8 protein-coding genes are annotated in these 18,622 nt (G+C 73.4%); 5 read left to right on the top strand and 3 right to left on the bottom strand.

What is annotated here, in order from left to right:
• Nucleotides 1–161 precede the first annotated feature (161 nt).
• Nucleotides 162–11,501: a non-ribosomal peptide synthetase gene (locus tag Apa02nite_RS29600; protein WP_203827935.1), complete on the top strand. Its 11,340-nt coding sequence runs from the start codon at nt 162–164 to the stop codon at nt 11,499–11,501.
• A 6-nt stretch (nt 11,502–11,507) separates the two neighbouring features.
• Here Apa02nite_RS29600 and Apa02nite_RS29595 read toward each other — a convergent pair whose 3' ends face one another.
• Nucleotides 11,508–12,566, bottom strand: coding sequence for a hypothetical protein (locus Apa02nite_RS29595; RefSeq protein ID WP_203827934.1), 1,059 nt, complete (start codon nt 12,564–12,566; stop codon nt 11,508–11,510).
• Between the two features lie 524 nt (nt 12,567–13,090).
• Here Apa02nite_RS29595 and Apa02nite_RS29590 point away from each other — a divergent pair.
• Nucleotides 13,091–13,549: a hypothetical protein gene (locus Apa02nite_RS29590; RefSeq protein ID WP_203827933.1), complete on the top strand. Its 459-nt coding sequence runs from the start codon at nt 13,091–13,093 to the stop codon at nt 13,547–13,549.
• A gap of 594 nt (nt 13,550–14,143) precedes the next feature.
• Here Apa02nite_RS29590 and Apa02nite_RS29585 read toward each other — a convergent pair.
• A complete protein-coding gene (locus Apa02nite_RS29585) occupies nt 14,144–14,551 on the bottom strand; it encodes a hypothetical protein (protein ID WP_067695489.1) in 408 nt (135 codons plus the stop codon).
• A gap of 114 nt (nt 14,552–14,665) precedes the next feature.
• Here Apa02nite_RS29585 and Apa02nite_RS29580 point away from each other — a divergent pair, with 114 nt between their 5' ends.
• Nucleotides 14,666–16,639: a sensor histidine kinase gene (locus Apa02nite_RS29580; RefSeq protein WP_203827932.1), complete on the top strand. Its 1,974-nt coding sequence runs from the start codon at nt 14,666–14,668 to the stop codon at nt 16,637–16,639.
• Entirely contained in the window at nt 16,639–17,283 is a 645-nt protein-coding gene (locus Apa02nite_RS29575) for a response regulator (protein ID WP_232344313.1), read from the top strand. The genes Apa02nite_RS29580 and Apa02nite_RS29575 overlap by 1 nt, the downstream gene beginning before the upstream one ends.
• A gap of 37 nt (nt 17,284–17,320) precedes the next feature.
• Here the strand turns inward: Apa02nite_RS29575 and Apa02nite_RS29570 are convergent, their stop codons facing one another.
• Nucleotides 17,321–17,908 (bottom strand): TetR/AcrR family transcriptional regulator, encoded by a 588-nt coding sequence (locus tag Apa02nite_RS29570; protein WP_203827931.1) that lies wholly within the window; start codon nt 17,906–17,908, stop codon nt 17,321–17,323.
• Nucleotides 17,909–17,987: 79 nt separating this feature from the next.
• On the opposite strand from Apa02nite_RS29570, the gene Apa02nite_RS29565 reads away from it, so the two are divergent.
• Nucleotides 17,988–18,622, top strand: a 635-nt coding sequence (locus Apa02nite_RS29565) for a lysylphosphatidylglycerol synthase domain-containing protein (protein WP_203827930.1), incomplete at its 3' end; no start/stop codon positions are given.

Below are 18,622 nucleotides of genomic sequence, written 5' to 3'. Positions count from 1 at the left end.
GTGGTGCGGAAGGGGATGGGGGTAGCGGAGTGTGATGCACGGAACGTCCGATCTGCCCCTCCCGGCCGACGGAATGAGCGCTTTTTGCAGGCTGATGCATGGTTATAACCTCACGGACAGTAAAGATAGACGGGTTGAACTGCGCCGATAGGATGTTGATCATGACGCTGATCGACGTGCTGATCCGTGCGGCCACCCACGCCCCCGAGCAGGTGGTGGTGCACGTCGGCGGCGACGGTGCGGAGCGGCACACCGGCTACGCGCAGTTGTATGCCGACGCGCTGCGGGTCGGCGGCGGACTCCGCGCCGCCGGGCTCACGCAGGGTGACTTCCTGCTCCTGGTGGCCGAGGACAGCGCGGAGTTCCTGCCGTTGTTCTGGGGTGCGGTGCTGGCCGGGGTCGTACCCGTGCCGTTGCCGCCGGAACCGGAGCGGATCGTGGCCGTCTGGCGGCATCTGGGTGAGCCGGCCCTGGCGGGCGATCTGGCACCGGACGGCGGGCGGCTGTTCACGATCGGTCAGTTGCTGGACGGTCCGGCGTTGACCGAGCCGGTCTCGGCCGGGCCTGACGACCTGGCGTTCCTGCAGTTCTCGTCGGGGAGCACCGGCGCGCCGAAGGGCGTCGAGCTCACCCACGGCAACCTGGTGGCGAACCTGGAGCAGGCCTCCCGGGCGGCCGGCACCGGACCGGACGACGTGATCCTGACCTGGATGCCGTACTTCCACGACATGGGCCTGATCGGCACCCATCTCGGGCCGCTTTTTGTCCGGTGCCGGCAGATCCGGATCAGTCCGATGACCTTCGCGAAGCGACCCGAGGTGTGGCTGCGGGCCGCGCACGCGCACCGGGCCACCGTGCTGACCGCGGCGAACTTCGCGCTCGCGCTGACCGTGCGCCGGGTCCGCGACGAGGTCCTCGACGAGCTGGATCTGAGCCGGGTCCGCCTGGTCATGGTCGGCGCGGAGCCGATCGCGCCGGCGGTCTGGCGGGCGTTCGCGGACAAGCTGGCGCGGGCCCGGCTCGACCCGCGGGCGTTGCAGCCGGTCTACGGGCTGGCCGAGGCGACCGTAGCGGTCGCGTTCCCGCCGATGTTCTCGCTGGCCGAGCCGGTCCGGCTCAGCCGTGCCGCGCTGTCCCGGGGTGTCGCCGTGGAGGTCGCCGAGTTGTCGGACGACACGGTCGAGCTGATGGATGTCGGTCATCCGGTGCCGGGCTGCGAGATCCGGATCGTCGACGACGCCGGCCATCCGGTGGCGGACGGCCTGACCGGCGGCATTCAGCTGCGCGGCCCGAACGTGATGCGCGGCTACCACCGGGATCCGGCCGCGACCGCGGATGCTCTGGTGGACGGCTGGCTGCGGACCGGCGACATCGGTTTTCTGCGCGCCGGTCGGCTCTGCGTCTCCGGTCGCGCCAAGGACGTGCTGTTCATCCACGGCCGCAACTTCCACGCGACCGATGTGGAACAGCTCGTGGCGGCGACCCCGGGTCTGGGCGCCGGTCCGGTCGCGGTGGTCGGGGTGACCGATCCGGGCACCGGCGGCGAACGCGTGGCCGTCTTTCTCTCCGCGCCGGCGGTGCGCGACGAGCCGGCCGCCGCCGAACACGCCCGGGTCCGGGTCGCCGAGGCGCTCGGCTACGACCGGGTCGAGGTCCACGTCGTGCCGCGCGGCACGTTCGCCCGCACCACCAGCGGAAAGCTGCGCCGCAACCGGCTTCGCGACCACCTGCTGGCGACGGTTGCGACCGCTTTTGACCAGACGCCCGCGGTCTCTCCGTCACCCCTTTCCTCGGTACGACCTCCGCGCACCCGTCACGAGGCCGAGCAGCTCATCCGCGCCGCCTGGTCCCGGGTGCTGAGCCTGCCCGTGGAGCAGATCGGTCCCGACGACCGGTTCCTGGCGATCGGCGGGACGTCGCTGGCCGCCATGGAAGTGCTCGCCGAGCTGGAGGACGCGTTCGGCCGCCCGCTGCACCCAGCTGACCTGCGGGACTGTGCCACCGTGCCGGCCCTGGCCGCCCGTCTGCTCACCCCGGGGGCCGCCCCCGCCGAGCGGCCCGCCCCGGTGGCGCGCCCGGGCGGTGGAGAGCTGGCGGTGATCGGGATGGCCTGCCGGTTCCCGGACGCCGACACCCCGGAACAGTTCTGGGCCAACCTGCTCGCCGGCCGCGACAGCGTCACCCGGGCCGCGGGCTGGGACGGTCATGGCGCGTTCCTGTCCGATCCGGCCCAGTTCGACGCCGGCTACTTCGGGATCGGCGAGACCGAGGCCCGCTACCTCGACCCGCACGCCCGGATCCTGCTCGAACTCGCACACGAGGCCTTGGAACGCTCCGGGTACGCCGGTCCGCGCCGCCGTGGCCGCCGGATCGGGGTGTTCGCGGCGGTCGGCGAGAGCGCCTACCCGGAACTGTTCGACGACACCGACCTCGACCAGGCGCACGCGCTGACCGGCACGCTGCGCAACCTCACCGCCGCCCGGGTCGCCCACCTGCTCGACCTGCACGGCCCGGCGCTCGCCGTCGACACCGCGTGTTCGTCCGCGCTGGTCGCCCTGCACCTGGCCCGCCGCAGCCTGGCCGCCGGCGACTGCGACATCGCCGTGGTCGGCGGCGTCAACCTGAACCTGACCGGAACCGCCCATCGTCTGCTGGCCGGCGCGCAGGCGCTCTCGCCGACCGGGCGCTGCCGGGCCTTCGACGCCGGCGCGGACGGGTTCGTCCCCGGCGAGGGCGGTGCGGCGCTCGTGCTGACCCGGCTCGCCGACGCGACGGATGACCGGGTGCTGGCCGTGGTGCGGGGCACCGCGGTCAACAACGACGGCCGCTCGCTGAGCCTGATGGCCCCGAACCCGCTGCTGCAACAGCAGGTGATCAGCGAGGCGTATGCGGAGTGCGGGGTGGATCCGGCCGAGGTCGGCTATGTGGAGGCGCACGGGACCGGGACCGCGGTCGGTGATCCGATCGAGGCGCGGTCGCTCGCGCACGCGTTCGCGCCGCTGCCGGAGGGGCGGGTGCGCCTGCTCGGTTCGGTGAAGACCAATATCGGTCATCTGCTCAACGCCGCGGGGATGCCGGGGCTGGTGAAGCTGGTGCTGTCGCTGCAGCACGGGGAGTTGCCGCCGTCGCTGCATCACCGCCGGCCGTCACCGCGGTTCGATCTGGCCCGGGCGGGGTTCGCGGTGGTCACCGAGCGCCGTCCGTGGGTGGGGCCGCGGGTGGGCGCGATCAACAGCTTCGGTTTCGGCGGCACCAACGCCCACGCGATCCTCTCCGCGCCCGACGCGGTGCCGGCCGGACCTGACGCGCCTGCCGGTGCCGGGGCGCGTCTGCTGACCCTGTCGGCGCGGTCGGCGGCGGGGCTGCGGGCCACGGCGGATGACCTGGTCGCGCACCTGCGCGCCCATCCGGAACTCCGCGATGCCGAGGTCTGTGCGACGGCGTCGACGGCGCGTGACGACGGCCCCTACCGGATCGCGGTCGTCGCCGACGGCGACCTCGCCGACCGCCTCGCGTCGGCGCCCACCGGGCCTCCGGTGCTCCGGACCGCCCGGACGTTTCTGCTGTTCAGTGCGCCGGCGCCGGGTCAGGCCAGCCATCTGTACGCGACAACGCCCGCGGTCCGCGCCGCCGTCGACCAGCTGTCCGCCGAGGTCGGCCCGGTGGCCGGCCGATCCCTCACTTCCTGGTTCGCTGACCCGGACGCCGCAGCGAAACCCGAGGTCAGCGGACTGGTCACTGTCGCTTTCGGGATCGCGGTGGGCGATCGGTTGCGGACTTTCGGGGTACGCCCGGACGCCGTCACCGGGCTCGGAGTCGCCGCCCTGGCCGCGGCCGTGTTCACCGGCGCGCTCCGCCCGGCGGCCGCGATCCGGCTGGCGATGCCGCCCGAGTCCGACGGCGGTGAGCCGGGTCCGGCCCGGCCGGTGGCACCGGACGTGTCTGTCGGCGGTGAGCCGGGCACGGCCCGGATCCCACTGCTCGACCCGGCCACCGGCGACCACGTCACGCTCCTCGATCCGGCGCGGTTCGCGCCCGGCTGCCAGAGCGACGGCGACGGGGCGGTGGCGCGGCTGGTGACGGCGGGTCATGACCTGGCCGTCGTGATCGGTGCGGGCATCCCGGCGGGGCGGTCGAGCGGCGCCGTGGTGCTGGTCGCCGACGAGCAACTGCTGACGACGGCGGGGGAGTGGTGGCGGCTCGGGGGTGTGCTGGATCGGTCAGAACTGGACCGGGGCACCCGCCGCGTGGCGCTGCCGACCTATCCCTATCAACGCCGCCGCTACTGGGTGACCGACCCACGCCCGCCCATCCTGTCGACGGTCCGCTGGGTCGACACGCCGCTGGTGCCGCCGTCGTCCGCGCCCCCGACGGCCTCGGTGCTGCGACTTGATCACGGCGGGCCGGACGCGATCGCCACGCTGCCCACGCTGCCGCGATCCGGGCACCTGCTGGTCGTCACCGAGGATCTCTACGCGACCGGGAACCCCGGCGAAACCCCGAGCGCGGCGCACGCGGTCTGGTCCGGGCTGCTGATGGCCCTGGCCGACGAGAACCACAACCTCGGGGTACGCATCATCGACGTCACCTCCGGCACCCCCGACGCCGTCCGGCGCGCCGCCGTCGACGAGGAGGCGCAGGTCCCGCCCGCGCCCGGTCCCGCGGAGATCGTGGCGTGGCGGGACGGGCGGCGGCTCACCCGTACCTTAAATGCGGTTGTGTCGGGCGAACCGCTGGTGCTGCCGCCGGACGGGAACTACCTGATCACCGGGGGCGCGGGTGCGGCCGGCGCGGCGATCGCCCGGCACCTCGCCCGGCGCGGGCACCCGGATCTGCTGCTGGCCGGGCGTTCGGCCGAGCCCGTCGCCTTGCTGGCCGAGCTGCGCGGACTGGGCGCGAACGCGGAGTATCGGCGCGCGGACATTTCAGTCGAAGAGGACGTGGCGACGCTGGTGGCCGGCCGCTCGTTCGACGTGGTGGTGCACGCGGCCGGGGTGGTGCGCCCGGGAAGCCTGCGCGCGAAGACCGATTCCGATCTGGCCGCCGGGCTGGCGGCGAAGGTCCGCGGCACCGATGTTCTGGCCCGAGCCGTCCTCGGCGACCGCCAGGAAACCGACCCAACCGAAATAACCGGTGTGTCCGGTGTTTCCGGCCCGCCGCAGCCGCAGCCGCAGCCGCAGCCGCAGCCGCAGCTGCAGCTACCGGCGCTGCCGCTGGTGATCGCGTTGTCCTCGGTGTCGTCGGTGCTGCCAGGGTTGGCCGGCGCGGTCGGCGACTACGTGGCCGGGAACGCGTACCTCGATGCTTTCGCGGCGGCCGAGCGTGCCGCCGGCCGTAGATTCGTCGCGGTGAATCTGCCGGCCCTGGCCGGTGGCGGCCTGGCCGCCGGCCACGGTGTCGGCGGCGACGCTCTCGCTCTCGACCTGCTGCCCGACCTGCTGTGGGCCGCAGCCGGCCTGGACGTCGCCCAGGTCCTGGTCTCCCTTCCGGAAGCACGGACCGGCGGCGGGGCGCGGGCTGCCGCGGCATTGCGGGGATCGCCGCTTGTCGCCGCACGTCCGGAGCCGTCCGGCCTGGCCCGAGCGCTGCCGGAGGGGATGGCCCGGGTGGCGGTGCGGACCGTGAGCCCCGCGGTGGCGCCGACGGAGGGCAGCGGGACCACGGCGGGTTCGAGCGGCATCGTTGCGGCCCGCGGGCAGGCCGAGACGGGGGCGGCGGGCCGGGACGGGTTGGCGTCGATCATCCGGGAGCTGCTGGCGGGGGCGCTCGAGCGGGAACCCGGGACGATCGGGACGGACGAGCCGTTCCTGACGCTGGGGCTGGACTCGCTGACCGCGGTCGACCTGGTCAAGGAGCTGGAGACGCGGCTCGGACGGACGCTGTCGACGACGCTGTTCTTCGAGTTCCGGACGGTGGCCGAACTGGCCGGGCACCTCAGCGGCGGCGAGACTCCGGCCGGTGCCGTCGCCGGCCCGGCGTTTCCGCTCAGCCCGGTGCAGCGGGCGTTCCACACCAACGGGCGGTTGTATCCCGAGGTGCCGTCGTACGCCTGCGTGCGGCAGACCCTGGCCGGGCCGATCGACGTGCAGCGCCTGGCGGCTGCCTTCGCCGACCTGGAGCAACGGCATCCGATGCTGCGGGTGCGCCTCGGCGCGGGCGGCCAGCACGTCGAACCCGCGAGCGGTGGCGGATGGCCGACGTGGTTCACCGTCACCGACCTGCGCGACCCGGCAGCGGATCCCGCGACCGACCTGCGCGGCCCGGTCGTGGATTTCCGCACTGACCTGCGCGGATCGGTCGGTGACCGTCCGACTGACCTGCCCGGCCCGGTTGCGGAGCTTGACGCGGCGCTGCGGAACCGGACCTTCGACCTGGACCGGGAAGCGCCCCTGCGGGCGGTGCTCGCGATCGCTGGCCCGGCCACCGCATACCTGATCCTGGTGGCGCATCACGCCGCGGCCGACGGCTACAGCCTGGCGATCCTCGGCGACGAACTCTGGGCCCGCTATGCCGGTGGCGAGCCGGCCGCGGCGCCGGTAGCCACGTTCGCGGACCACGAGGCGCTCCGCGTCCCGCCCGAGACCGCCGATCTGCGCTGGTGGCAGACCGAGCTCACCCGATATCCCGCTCTGGCCCTCCCGTTCGACGGGGACCCCGGCACGGATCCGGAGCCGCCCTACGCCGTGCACCAGGTCGCCATCGACGCCGAACTGAGCGCCCGGCTGCAGCAACGGGCCCGCGACGCCGGTGTCTCGCTGTTCCACCTGCTCCTGGCCGGATATGTGCGCTGCCTGGCCCGCTGGAGCGGCCAGGACGACATACCGGTGCAGGTCGCCCGCGCGGGCCGGACCGCACGGCTGGCCGACATCGACCGGATGGTCGGGCCGTTCGCGGACACCCTGCCGGTGCTCGCCCGGATCGTGCCCGGCGAGCCCGCGGTGGCGCTCGCCGACCGCCTGCGGCAGGCGTGGCTGGACAGCGAACGCCACGGCTCGGTCGCCACCGTGGACCTGGCCCGGATGCTGGCCACCGGGCCGGCCGGTCCGCGCACGGCCAGCCCGGCGAGCTTCAGCTTCGCCCGCTTCCCGGGCGCGGGCGGCACGGCGGCACCGGTGCTGGCGACCACCGCCGGCACCGCGTCGGCGGCGACCCGGCTGGGCCTGGTCTGCTTCGAGTCCCACCAGACCCTGCACTTCTCCTGGAACTATCCGACCGCCCTGTTCCACCCCGCCACCATCAACCGCTTCGCCGCGGACCACATGGCCGAAATCGCGTCACTGGCCCTGCCCGACGAGGGCGCGGAGCCGACCGCCGCGGAACATCCGACGGAAAGCGCGCCGCCCGCGGAAAGCGCGCCGCCCGCGCCGACCGCGGTGATCGACCGGATCCGGGAGCAGAGCCGTCGCACCCCGGACGCGACAGCCGTCCTCGCCGACGGGCAACCGTTCACCTACCGCGACCTCGACGAAGCCTCGGATCGGCTGGCGGCGCGGCTGGCGAGCCATCGAGCCCCCCGGATCGGCCTGATCACCGGCCCGGGGTTCGCCACGGTGGCCGGCGTGGTCGGGATCCTCAAGGCGAGCGCGGCCTGGGTGCCCCTCGACCCCGCGCACCCGCCCGCGCGCCTGGCCGGCCAGCTGGAACGTGCCGGCGTCACCGTGCTCGTCTGCGACACCACCACCGCACCGCTGCTCAACGGATTCACGCTGGTCAACGTCGAAGACGACAGGCCGCTGGTGGTCACCGCAGGCGACCGGAGGCAGGTCCGCCCACGACCGGCAATCACCCTCGATGGTACGAAGGGCAAGCGCCCGGCCGTCACCACCCACCCCGACGACGACGCATACGTGATCTTCACGTCGGGATCGACCGGCCGCCCGAAAGGTGTCGCCATCAGTCAGCGGGCGATGGCCAACTACCTGGACTGGGCGATCACGGAGTTCGGCTATCGTGCCGGCGACCGCCTGGCGCAGACCGCGTCGCCGTGTTTCGACGCCTCGGTACGGCAGCTGCTCGCCCCACTGCTGGTCGGCGCGACCGTGGTGTGCTGGGGGCGCGACACCGTCCGCGATCCGGCCGAGCTGGTGCGCCGGCTCGTCGCGGACCGGGTGACGGTGTGGAGCTCGGTGCCGACGCTGTGGGAGCAGCTGCTGTCGGCGGCCGAGCGGCAGCACGCCGACCTGTCCGCGCTGCGGTGGGTGCACGTCGGCGGCGAGGAGCTGTCCCCGGCGCACGTACGGCGCTGGTTCGACCTGGTCGGGCCGGGTCAGCGGGTCGCCAACCTGTACGGCCCGACCGAGACGACGATCAACGCGACGTTCCAGGTGATCGCGGAGCGGCCGGGCGACGACGTACGGCACCTGCCGATCGGGCGCGCGGTCGGCGGTGCGATCGTCGAGGTGGTCGGCGTGGACGGGCGGGTGTGCGCGCCGGGTGAGGTCGGGGAGCTGTGGATCGGCGGTGCCGGGGTGGCAGCCGGGTACCTGGACGATCCGGAGCAGACCGCGGCGGTGTTCGTGGAGCGCGACGGGCGGCGCTGGTATCGCAGCGGCGACCGGGCGGTGTGCGACCGCGACGGGGTGCTGTGGTTCCGCGGGCGGCTCGACGACCAGGTCAAACTGCACGGGTACCGGGTGGAGCCGGGTGAGGTCGAGGCCGTGCTGCGCGGGCACCCCGACGTGGACCGGGTCGCCGTGCGGGTGGACGGGAAACGGCTGATCGCGTGGGTGCAGGCCCGGGGCGCGGGGGTGACCGGAGCGGAGCTGCGATCGTACGCGGAAAGGTTTGTGCCGTTTTATCTCGTGCCGGCGCGGATCGAGATCGTGGCGGAGCTGCGGCTGACCGCCACCGGCAAGATCGACCGGACGGTGCTGGTGGCGGGTGCGGAACCGGTGCGGGCGGCTCCGGTCACCGCGACCGAGCGGCTGCTGGCGCGGATCTGGGCGCGGCAGCTGGACGTGCCGGAGGTCGGGCGCGACGACGACTTCTTCGCGCTGGGCGGTGACTCGATCGGGGTCCTGGAGATGTTCGCGGCCCTGGAACCAGAGTGTCCGATTCTGCCCCGGCCCACCGTGATCTATCAGCACCGCACCGTGGCGGCCCTGGCCGCAGCGATCGATGCGGCCCAGGCAGCGTCGGAGACCGGGCCGGCCGAGCGGGCGGTCGCGGCGGGCGGCACGGCTGCGGCTCCCGACAACGCGGAGTTTTCGCTGACGCCGAGCCAACGCGGGTTCCTGCTGGCCGACGCGGTCGGCGCCGAGTCGACCTGGCTGGCCGCGCCGCGTCTGCACGGCCCGATCGATCGGGAACGTCTGCAGCAGGCGGTGAACACCCTGGTGGAGCGGCACGCGATGCTGCGAACGGTGTTCCGCCGGCACGCCCGCCCACCGGTGCAGCGAGAGCTGTCAGCCACAGCCCGGTTGACCGTGGAATACGTCGCGGCCGCCGAGCCGGGAGCAGAGCAGGCGGCGATCGCGGCCGAGCGGGCGCATCGCTTCGACCCTGCGCGCTGGCCACTGGTGCGGTTGCGGCTGATCCAGGTCGGTCCGGAGGAGCACGTCCTGCTGCTGCACGCGCACCACCTGGTCGGTGACGGGTACAGCGTGGCGCTGCTCGCGCGGGAACTGTTGACCGTTTACGACCAGGAAGAGCTGGCACCGCTGCGGTCGTCGTTCCGGGACTACGTCGGGCTGCTCGACGGGCTGGCGCCGGAGTCCGCACCCTACGACGGGCTGCCGCTCGGGCGCGGCACGGCGACCGCGACGGCCGGGATCACGCTCGGCGCGGCGACGGTGTCCCGGCTGCGGGCCCTCGCCGTGGCGGCGGGCACCACCCCGATGGCGCCGGTCCTCACCGCCTACCATCGGGCCCTCAGCCGGGTGCTGGACCGCCCGGACCCGGCGATCGGTGTCGCGGTGACCGGTCGCGATCACGCCCTCCCGGACCTGGCCCGGATCTTCGGACCGTGCGCGACAGCGGTCGCCGTGCGGCCCGGCCCGCCCGCCGGGTTCCGCGCCGACCTGGAACGGATGGCGGCCGCGGTGACCGAGGCTCGCACTCGCAGCTTCGTCGCGCCACGCGGCTGGCAGTTCTTCTTCACCTACCTCGACTTCGCCGCGCTCGGTCCCCTGCGGGGCAGAACCCTGCGCCTGACCTGGGACGACACGGACGCCGAAATGACCGTGCCGCCCGGCACCGACGTGCTGCTGGCGGCCCGCCCGGTCAACGGCGGCCTACGCCTGACCTTCCGCGGCCGCCTCCCCGAAGCGACCCTGACCACCCTGGCCGATCACCTCCGCACCGACCTGGAATCCGGCACGCCGCTCGATGACCCGGGTCCCGGCTTCGACTCCGGCTCGGGCCCGGGCCCGGCAACGAGCGCCACGACCCGTCCCGCCTCCCGGCCATCGGGCACGACGACCGCCACCGACCGCCTGGACGCCGCGCTCGTCGGCTACCTCCCGGCGCCCGCCCACCTCGCGGCGCTCGCCGGCGACCTGCCCCCAGCCGTACGGGACATGCTGCCCACCCTCTCCCGGGAAGCGATCCGGACCGCCCTCTTCCCCGGCAACGCTCCGCGGCTGCTCGAGACGGTCGACACCCCGCTCGGGCGGTCCGGGTTCGTCTGCCTGCCCCGCTTCGCCGACGAGCTGACCGCAACTGATCTGGCCCCCGACGCCGCGGCCGCCGCCGACCTGGCGGCCGGGCTCGGGGCCCGGACCGTCTCGCTGGCCGGCATGATCCCCGCGCACACCGGGTACGGCGCGGCGGTCACCCGGCTGATCCGCTCGGACGTGCAGGTCACCACGGGTCACGCGGTGACCGCGGCCTCGGTGGTCCGGACCACGTTCGCCGCGGCCGGCCACTCCCTGGCCGGGCGGGTGCTGGGCGTGCTCGGGGTCGGCTCGATCGGGTCGTCGTCGTTGGCGTTGCTGCTGGCCCAGGCCGGTGAACCCCCGGCCGCGCTGGTGCTGTGCGACCTGCCGTCGGCTGCCGAGCGACTGTTCGCCCTCGGCGCCGACCTGCGCCGGAACGGGTATCCGGGGCCGATCGAGATCGTCACCGACGGGGTCGGCGCGATCTACCGGTCCGACGTGATCGTGGCCGCCACCAGCGGTGGGCCCGGCACCCTCGACGTCGATCGGCTGCGGCCCGGCACGATCCTGGTCGACGACTCGTTCCCGCACTGCTTCGACACCACGCGGGCGCTGGCGCGGATGCGCGCCCGCAACGACGTGCTGATCGTCGGCGGGGGACTGCTCGACTGCGGGCCGTCGACCCGGACCATGACCGCCGGGTTGCCGATCTCCGCGCATCCCGGCCGGCTGCCCGGGGCGATCGCGTCGTGCCAGCTCGAGTCGCTGCTGCACGCGGTCACCCCCGGGCTGCCTCTGGTGGGCGGGCCGGTCACGCCAGAGCACGCCATGGCGTACCAGAAAGCTCTTGATCTTGTGGGGGTCGTGGCCGCGCCGCTGCACCTTCTCGGCGAGGTGGTGGGCTGAAAATGTTCAGCTGAGCCGGCGGGTGATCCGGCCGCGGATGCGGGTCATGATGCCGCGTTCGGCGCGCTGGCTGAGCCCGTCGGCATACCCGATCATGCCGATCAGCGCCTCGACCGCGACGTCCAGGATCTGCGACTCGGTGACCTCGTCCGGGGAGATCGCCGCCGTGAGGTCGGGCGGGCGCAGCTCGGCGAGGTCGCCGACGATCTGGCAGGGGTACTCCTCGAGCTCCTTGATCCGCTCGTCGGTCAGGTCGAGGATCCACTGCCGGCGGTCCTGGCCGATGCCGAAGCGCAGCTCGTTGCGGCCCTGCTTGAGCACCGGGTTGACCAGGTGCCGCAGCACCCCGGCCCGGTACGGCGCGCGGTGCGGGTACCGGTCGCCGAGCGCCCGGTTCAGCCGGCGCAGCAACTCGATCTCGGCCGCGCCGAGTGACGCGTTCGCGGACTGTTCGCGGATCTCGCAGAGGCCGTCCGGGATCCCGGTCACGCCGGCGAACCGCTGCCAGAGCGTCAGGTGCGGCGAACCCGGCGGCGGCACGGTGATCAGATGCCGGCGCTCGGCCGGCACGAGGTCGCCCCAGCGGCGCAGCATCCGGTTCGCGGTGTGGTTCCAGAACGCGTCGTTCTTGCCTCGCTCGATCGCGCTGAGGAACGCGTCGAAGCCGCCGACGCTGCGGGACTTGACGTTCTCCTGCCACATCGACGGCAGGGTCCGCCACAGATCGCGGCCGATGACGATCACGTGTACCTCAGCCGGCTGCAGGCTGCGGATCGCCCGGGCGGCCTGCTCGGCGGTCGCGCCGCCCAGCCCCTCGTTCGTGATGATCACGTCGCCGGGCCAGCTCGCGGCGCCCTCGACCAGCTGGTCCCAGGTCCAGGTGGCGTGCGGGTCGCGCCAGGAGACCTCGCGCAGATCGGTCATCGCCTGGTCTTGCGCGGTGCGGGTGGCGGGCAGCAGGATCCCGGCGCGTTTCAGGGCCGCGTGGTTGTCCCACAACACATTCTGTACAAAGGTGCTGCCGGCTTTCGGCGCGCCGATATGCACGAAAACGCGTCTGGTCATTCCGCTCCCTGGCCGTGATCCGGGCGTTCAGAGTGGCACACGACGCCGCCCCCGGAAAACGACAGAAGCCCCCTCATGATCGTTTTATCCGGACGTTAATCACCCGGATATCTCCCATTCGACTGCCCGCCGGCTAACCAGCGATCCAGCGCCCCGGCCCGACCCTCGGCCCTCGGCCCCGGCGCCGACGGCCCGGCCCGGCGGTTCGGCTTCGGGTCGTCGTTTTCGGTCAGGGGGCCAGCGCCGGCAGCGCGACCGGAGCGGCACGAGCCCGGAGCAGCCTGGGCGCGGGGTGACCTGGAGTCAGGGGGAGGCCTCGAGGCGCGGGCGGCCAGGAGTTCGAGGTGGCCCGAGGCGTGGGGTGGCCGGAGGTTTGGATTGCGAGCGGCCAGGAACCAGGGAGGCCCGGAGAGTCAAGGCGGCTCGGATCGCAGGCCGAATTCGGCAGTGGCGTCCGATCTGCGGCTATTGCATGGCACGCTGAGGATGACGGGCACGACCCACCGCGAGACGAGAGAACAGCGATGCAGATCGAATCGGAGCGCGAGGACGTGCTGCGGCACGCGTATGCGGCTGTCGCCACCCACCACGCGCCGACCCTGACCGCCGCGCTGGAACGCCTGGACGCCGACGACCCGGAAGAAGCCCTGCGGCTCTCCGGCGCGGTACTGCTCCTGGCGATCTCCGCCACGGTCGGCGAACCGGACGACCCCGCCGCCCGGCAGCGAGCCGCCGACGCGCTCGCCGCCCGCATCTCGACCCGGCACGGCGACTGGCTGGGCCTGCCGGACCCCGCACAGGTAGCCGGGGCACTCTCCGCAACGCTGGGCTTCGGCCAGCCCCCGCTGATCGGCCCGGCCGCCTACGGCCTGGTCCTGATCTCCGCCACCGCCGAGATGCTCGAGCAGCTGGCCGAGTCCCGCGGTGTCGCCTGGCCCGACGTCCTCGACGACCTCCTCGACCTCATCGAACAACCCGCCTGACCGAAACCGCCCACTGCCGCCCCATCACTCGCGGCAGGCGTCTCCCTCCGACCGCCGTTTTCCGGTACGAAGACGGAGCGCCCCTCCGCAGGCCACGAGCCACGCCCCGTGCCGGTCTCGCGCCACACCCGCGCCACCCCAGACCGCCGCGCGCCCCACGATCCCCGGCTGGCCCTGAGGGCTGCCTCCCACCGCTCGAGACACCCCTCACCACCAGCCGACCGCACCCGGCCGGTGCTCGGGGGTGTCTCCGGGCGCTTGAGGCACCTCTCACGGCCAGCCGGCCGCGCCCGGCTGGTGCTCGGGGGTGTCTCCGGGCGCTTGAGGTACCTCTCACGGCCAGCCGGCCGCGCCCGGCTGGTGCTCAGGGGTGTCTCCGGCGTGCCGAGACACCCCTGAGCACCAGCCAAGGGCGGGGTGGCGCCGGGCGGTCCGGGCTGGCTGCGGTCGCGCCTGGTGAGCGGTCCGGAAGTGTGAGCGGCGCGGACCGTAGGGCGCGGCTGGGTCCGGAGGCGGGGCGGTGTCGCGCGAGACCAGCCCGGGACTCGGCTCGTAGCCTGCGGACGGGCGCTCCGTACACGTACCGAATAGGGGTCAGCGGACCCGGAACTCGGCGGCGCGTTGCTGAACGCGGGCCTGGACCAGCGGGACCCGGGTCAGGTCGCCGCGGAGCACGTCGGCGCCGTAGGCCCGCAGATTCTCCGCGAGGAGCAGTGCGTTTTCGGGGCTCGGGGAGTAGATGGCGTCGCCGACCTGGCGGGTGTGGCCGCTGAGCTCCTCGAAGTCCTGCAGGTCGAACGCCTCCGGGCAGAGCAGCCAGACCGAGATCGGGTCGCGCGGGTACCAGTCGACCCGCACACCGGTGGAAACGCCCTGGTAGGTGAGGGCGAACCCGCCGTGGCGGAACTGGGGGCGGTCCGCGCGCAGGTCGAACTCCTCGGTCAGGAAGCCGAACGCGCGCTCGTAGGTTTCCGCGGTCTGCAGCAGGTATTCAGCCGTCACGATGATGCTCCCGTCGATGAATGCGGATCACCCTAAGCAAGCGGGTCAAGCGCGGCGATCAAGGAACCGCCCTCTACCCGGCGGTGCGGAGCGCTCGCCTAATCTATGGCCACCATGGCCACCTGGTTGCTGCCCGTCCTCCTCGCCGCGGGACAACTCGCCCTGCTGCCGCTGGACCCGCTGTCACGGTGGCAGAACGTGACGGTCGTGCTCGCGTCACTGGCCGTGGCCGGCGGTCTCGGCCTGCGCCTGCGCCGCCCGGTCGGGAGCCTGCTGGTGGTCTCCGCGGCGCTCGCGGTCGCCACCACGGTGGTGTCCGCGGACGATCACGTTGCCGCCGTGCTGCTGATCGGTCTGGCCGACCTGATCGCGCTGTTCAGCGTCGCGGCGCGCTGTCCGATGCGGACCATGCTGCTCAGCCTCGGCGGCCTGGTCGTCTGGCAGGGCGCGCTGAGTGCCGTGCAGAGCGGCGTGACCAGCGATCTCGCCCTCGAGGTGCTGCTCTCGCTGGCGGTCAACGGGATGGCCGCGGCGTTCGGGCGGGTCCGCCGGCGCTGGCACCGGGACCGGGCCGCGGCCGCCCGCCGGCTCGCTGCGGCCGAAACGGCACATCGGGAGGCCGCCGCGGCGGAACGCGGTCGGCTCGCCCGGGAACTGCACGACGTCACCGCGCACCACCTCACCTCGATCGTGGTCAACGCGCAGGCCGCCGACCTGCTCGCCGAGCAGCGCCCGGAGCTGCGCGACGAGGCGCTGTCGTTCGCGGCGCGCACCGGCCGGGAGACCCTCGACGCGCTGCGCCGGCTGGTCGCGATCCTGCCCGCGGACGCGGCCGACGCGCAGGAGGAAGCACCGCCACTGAGCGAGCTGGTGGCCGGTTTTGCCCAGCTGGGCCAGCAGGTCGTCCTTGACCTTCCGGATGGCGATCCGCCCGGGCCGCTCGCCGGCGCGCTGCACGGCATCGCCCGCGAGGCGCTCACCAACACGCTGCGTTACGCGCCAGGATCCACCATCAAAATCCGTTTTTGGTACGGACGGGACAGCGCCGAATTCACCGTCGACGACGACGGGACGGGCACCGAGGCCACCGGTGTCGTGGGGCTGGGCGGCGGGCGCGGCGTGACCGGGATGCGCGACCGGGCACAGGCGCTCGGCGGGACGCTCACCGCCGACCCGCGCGACGGCGGCGGGTGGCGGGTGCAGGCCTCGCTGCCCTATGCGGAGAGCCGCAACCAGCGGGTCAACCGCTGGCTGCGCAGCCAAGCCGTGATCGACGCGGGCCTGGTCCTGCTGGCCGTGCTGCTCCCGGCGGCCGGGTTGTTCGCACCGGACAGCGCGTTGAACACCGCGGCCACCCTGCTGGTGCTGGCGGCGCTGGTCGCGCACGTGGTGCCGCTGCTGTGGCGCCGGCACGGGCCGTGGTGGGTGCTGCTCGCCGTCGCGGCGACCACCTGGCTCGGCCCGCTGCTGGTCGCGGCCGGGGTGGTCGGCGACGAGGACTCGTGGGTGTTCCTGTTCAGCGCGGGTGCCGAGGTGATCGCGGTCTATGCGGTCGCGGCGTACGGGGTCCGGCCGCGGTTGACCTGGCTGGCCGGGCTGGGTGCGGCGCTGTCGTCGGCGGTGGCGCTGTCCGTGCTGATGGTGGCGGTCTCGGCGGCGTCGTCGGGCAACCCGTTCGTGAACATTTTCGGGCTGGCGCTGCTGGCGGTCTTCACGGTGCTGATCGCGGTGCTGCTGGCGGCGCCGATGTTCGGCAGCTGGGCGGCCGGGCGGGCGGCCCGGGTGCGGCGGGAGCGGCGGCGCAGCCGGGAGGAGTCCGGGGTGGCGTCGGCCACCGCGCTCGCGGGGTTGCGGGCGCGCGCGGAACGGGCCCGGTTCGCCGACGGGTTGCGCGCGGCGGTGCTGCAGCACGCGGCGGCGCTCCCGCAGGCCGCGGACCGGGGTGATCTGCCGACGGTGCTGACGTCGGCCCGGGAGGCGCTGAGGGCGATGCGCTCCCTGCTCGACAATCTGACCACGCAGGCCGTGCCCGCGTCGGCCGTGCTGACCGGTTCGGATCAGGAGGTGCCGCCATCGGTGTTCGGGTGATGATCGTGGACGATCAGGTGATGGTCCGGGTGGGGCTGGCCGCGATCGTCGGTTCCCAGCCCGACCTGGACGTGGTCGGGGAGGCCGGCGACGGCGCTGCCGGGCTGGCCCTCGCCGCCCGGGTCGCTCCGGACGTCGTGCTGATGGACGTACGGATGCCGGGAATTGACGGATTGACCGCGACCGCGCGGCTGACCGCCGGGCCGCGCCCACCCAAGGTCCTGGTTCTGACCACTTTTCATCAGGACGCCTACGTCTTCGCGGCGCTGCGGGCCGGCGCGTCGGGGTTCCTGCTCAAGGACGCCGAGCCGGCCGAGCTGGTCGCGGCGATCCGCACGGTCGCGGCCGGTGAGGCGATGCTGAGCCCGGCGGTCACCCGGCGGCTGATCGATGCGTTCGCCACCGGGGCCGTGACGTCCGTGCCCGAAAGTGATCCGCGGCTGGACGCGCTCACCCCGCGCGAGCGGGACGTGCTCGGGCAGATCGCGCAGGGGCTGTCCAACGCGGAGATCGGCGCGGCGCTGGGCATCGGGGTCGGCACGGTCAAGGCGCACGTCAACGCGCTGCTCACCAAGATCGGCGCGAGGGACCGGGTGCAGGCGACGATCATCGCCTACGACGTGGGCCTGGTCCGCCCGCGCTGACTGGTTCTGGTCAACCCGGGTCTGGGCCGCTGACCGATCAGGATCCCTTCGGGGCGACCATCGCGGCGACCGTGCGGAACGTGTCCGGCAGGGACGTCTCCGGGTGGTCGATCCAGTACTGGACCGAGGTGCGCATCGCGGTCATGAACGACGCCGCGAACACCCGGGCGCGCAGCTCCGCGCCCGGCCCGGTCACCCGGGACGCGATCTCGCCGGCCAGCTCCCGCTCGATCGCGGTGTACGCCGCGATCTGGTGCGCCAGATGATTCGGATCGCCGTGCAGCAGCCGCCGCTGGGTGATCCACGACGTGTCCGCGTCCCGGTACGCCTCGGTCAGCAACTCCAGGGCCGCGCCGGTCAGCACCGTCCACAGATCGGAGCCCGGCTGCTGGCGGATCGCCGCGCACAGCCGGCGCATCCGGTAGGCGTCGCGGTAGTAGAAGACCTCTTCCTTGTTCGCGAAGTAGTTCGTGAACGTCCGCCGCGACACCCCGGCGGCTTCCGCGATCGCGTCGATCGTGACGTTCTCGGCGCCACGCTCGGCGGCCAGGCGCACGGCGGCCTCGTACAGCGCCATCCGGGTGGCCAGCTTCTTGCGCTCGCGCAGACCGAGGTTCTCCTCCACGGCGCAACCCTAAACGACGTGATCCACTTCTCAAAGTGCAAACTTGCCGGAAGTGCAAGTTTGGGTGAAACTAGGTGCTGTGAAAACCCTGAGCACCGCGACCAGGCACTGGCTGTCACGGTCCGCCGTGCTGACGATCGCCGCGGCCGCCGTCGTGCTCACGCTCCGCGGTCGACTTCCGGCTCCCGGTGCGATTTGGACCATTCTTCGTACGGCGGACGCGCGCTGGGCAGCGTCCGCTCTGCTGGCCCAGGTGCTCTCCCAGGCGGCGTTCGCGTGGCAGCAACGCCGCCTGCTGCGCTCGGCCGGCGTGACCGTTTCCGCCCGCGACGCCCTGGCGATCACCTACAGCCGCTCGGCGATCAGCATGGCCCTGCCCGCCGGCTCGGCGATGTCGGCGGCCTTCGCCGTCCAGCAGTACCGTCGTCGCGGCGCCACCGGCACCACCGCGGCGACGGTCACCCTGCTGTCCCTGCTCGCGTCGTTCACCGGCCTGCTCACGGTGTGCGCGGTCGCGTTCGGCCCGTCCGCGGTCGTGACCTGGTGGAGTTCGGCCTCGTATGAGGCGTTCGCGGCCGCGGGCGTCCTGCTCGCCGCGCTGCTGATGGCGGTCCGCGCCCGCCCGCACATCGCCACGGATGGCGCTCAGCCGCACCGAGCGACCGGCGGCGCCCGGCCGACGACCGTTGTCGCCCAGCGGCAGCGAGCTGTTAG

This window comes from Actinoplanes palleronii (assembly GCF_016862315.1).
Lineage (GTDB): Bacteria > Actinomycetota > Actinomycetes > Mycobacteriales > Micromonosporaceae > Actinoplanes > Actinoplanes palleronii.
The sequence above is the reverse complement of the archived record's forward strand: the minus strand, read 5'-3'. Positions and strand labels throughout refer to the sequence as shown.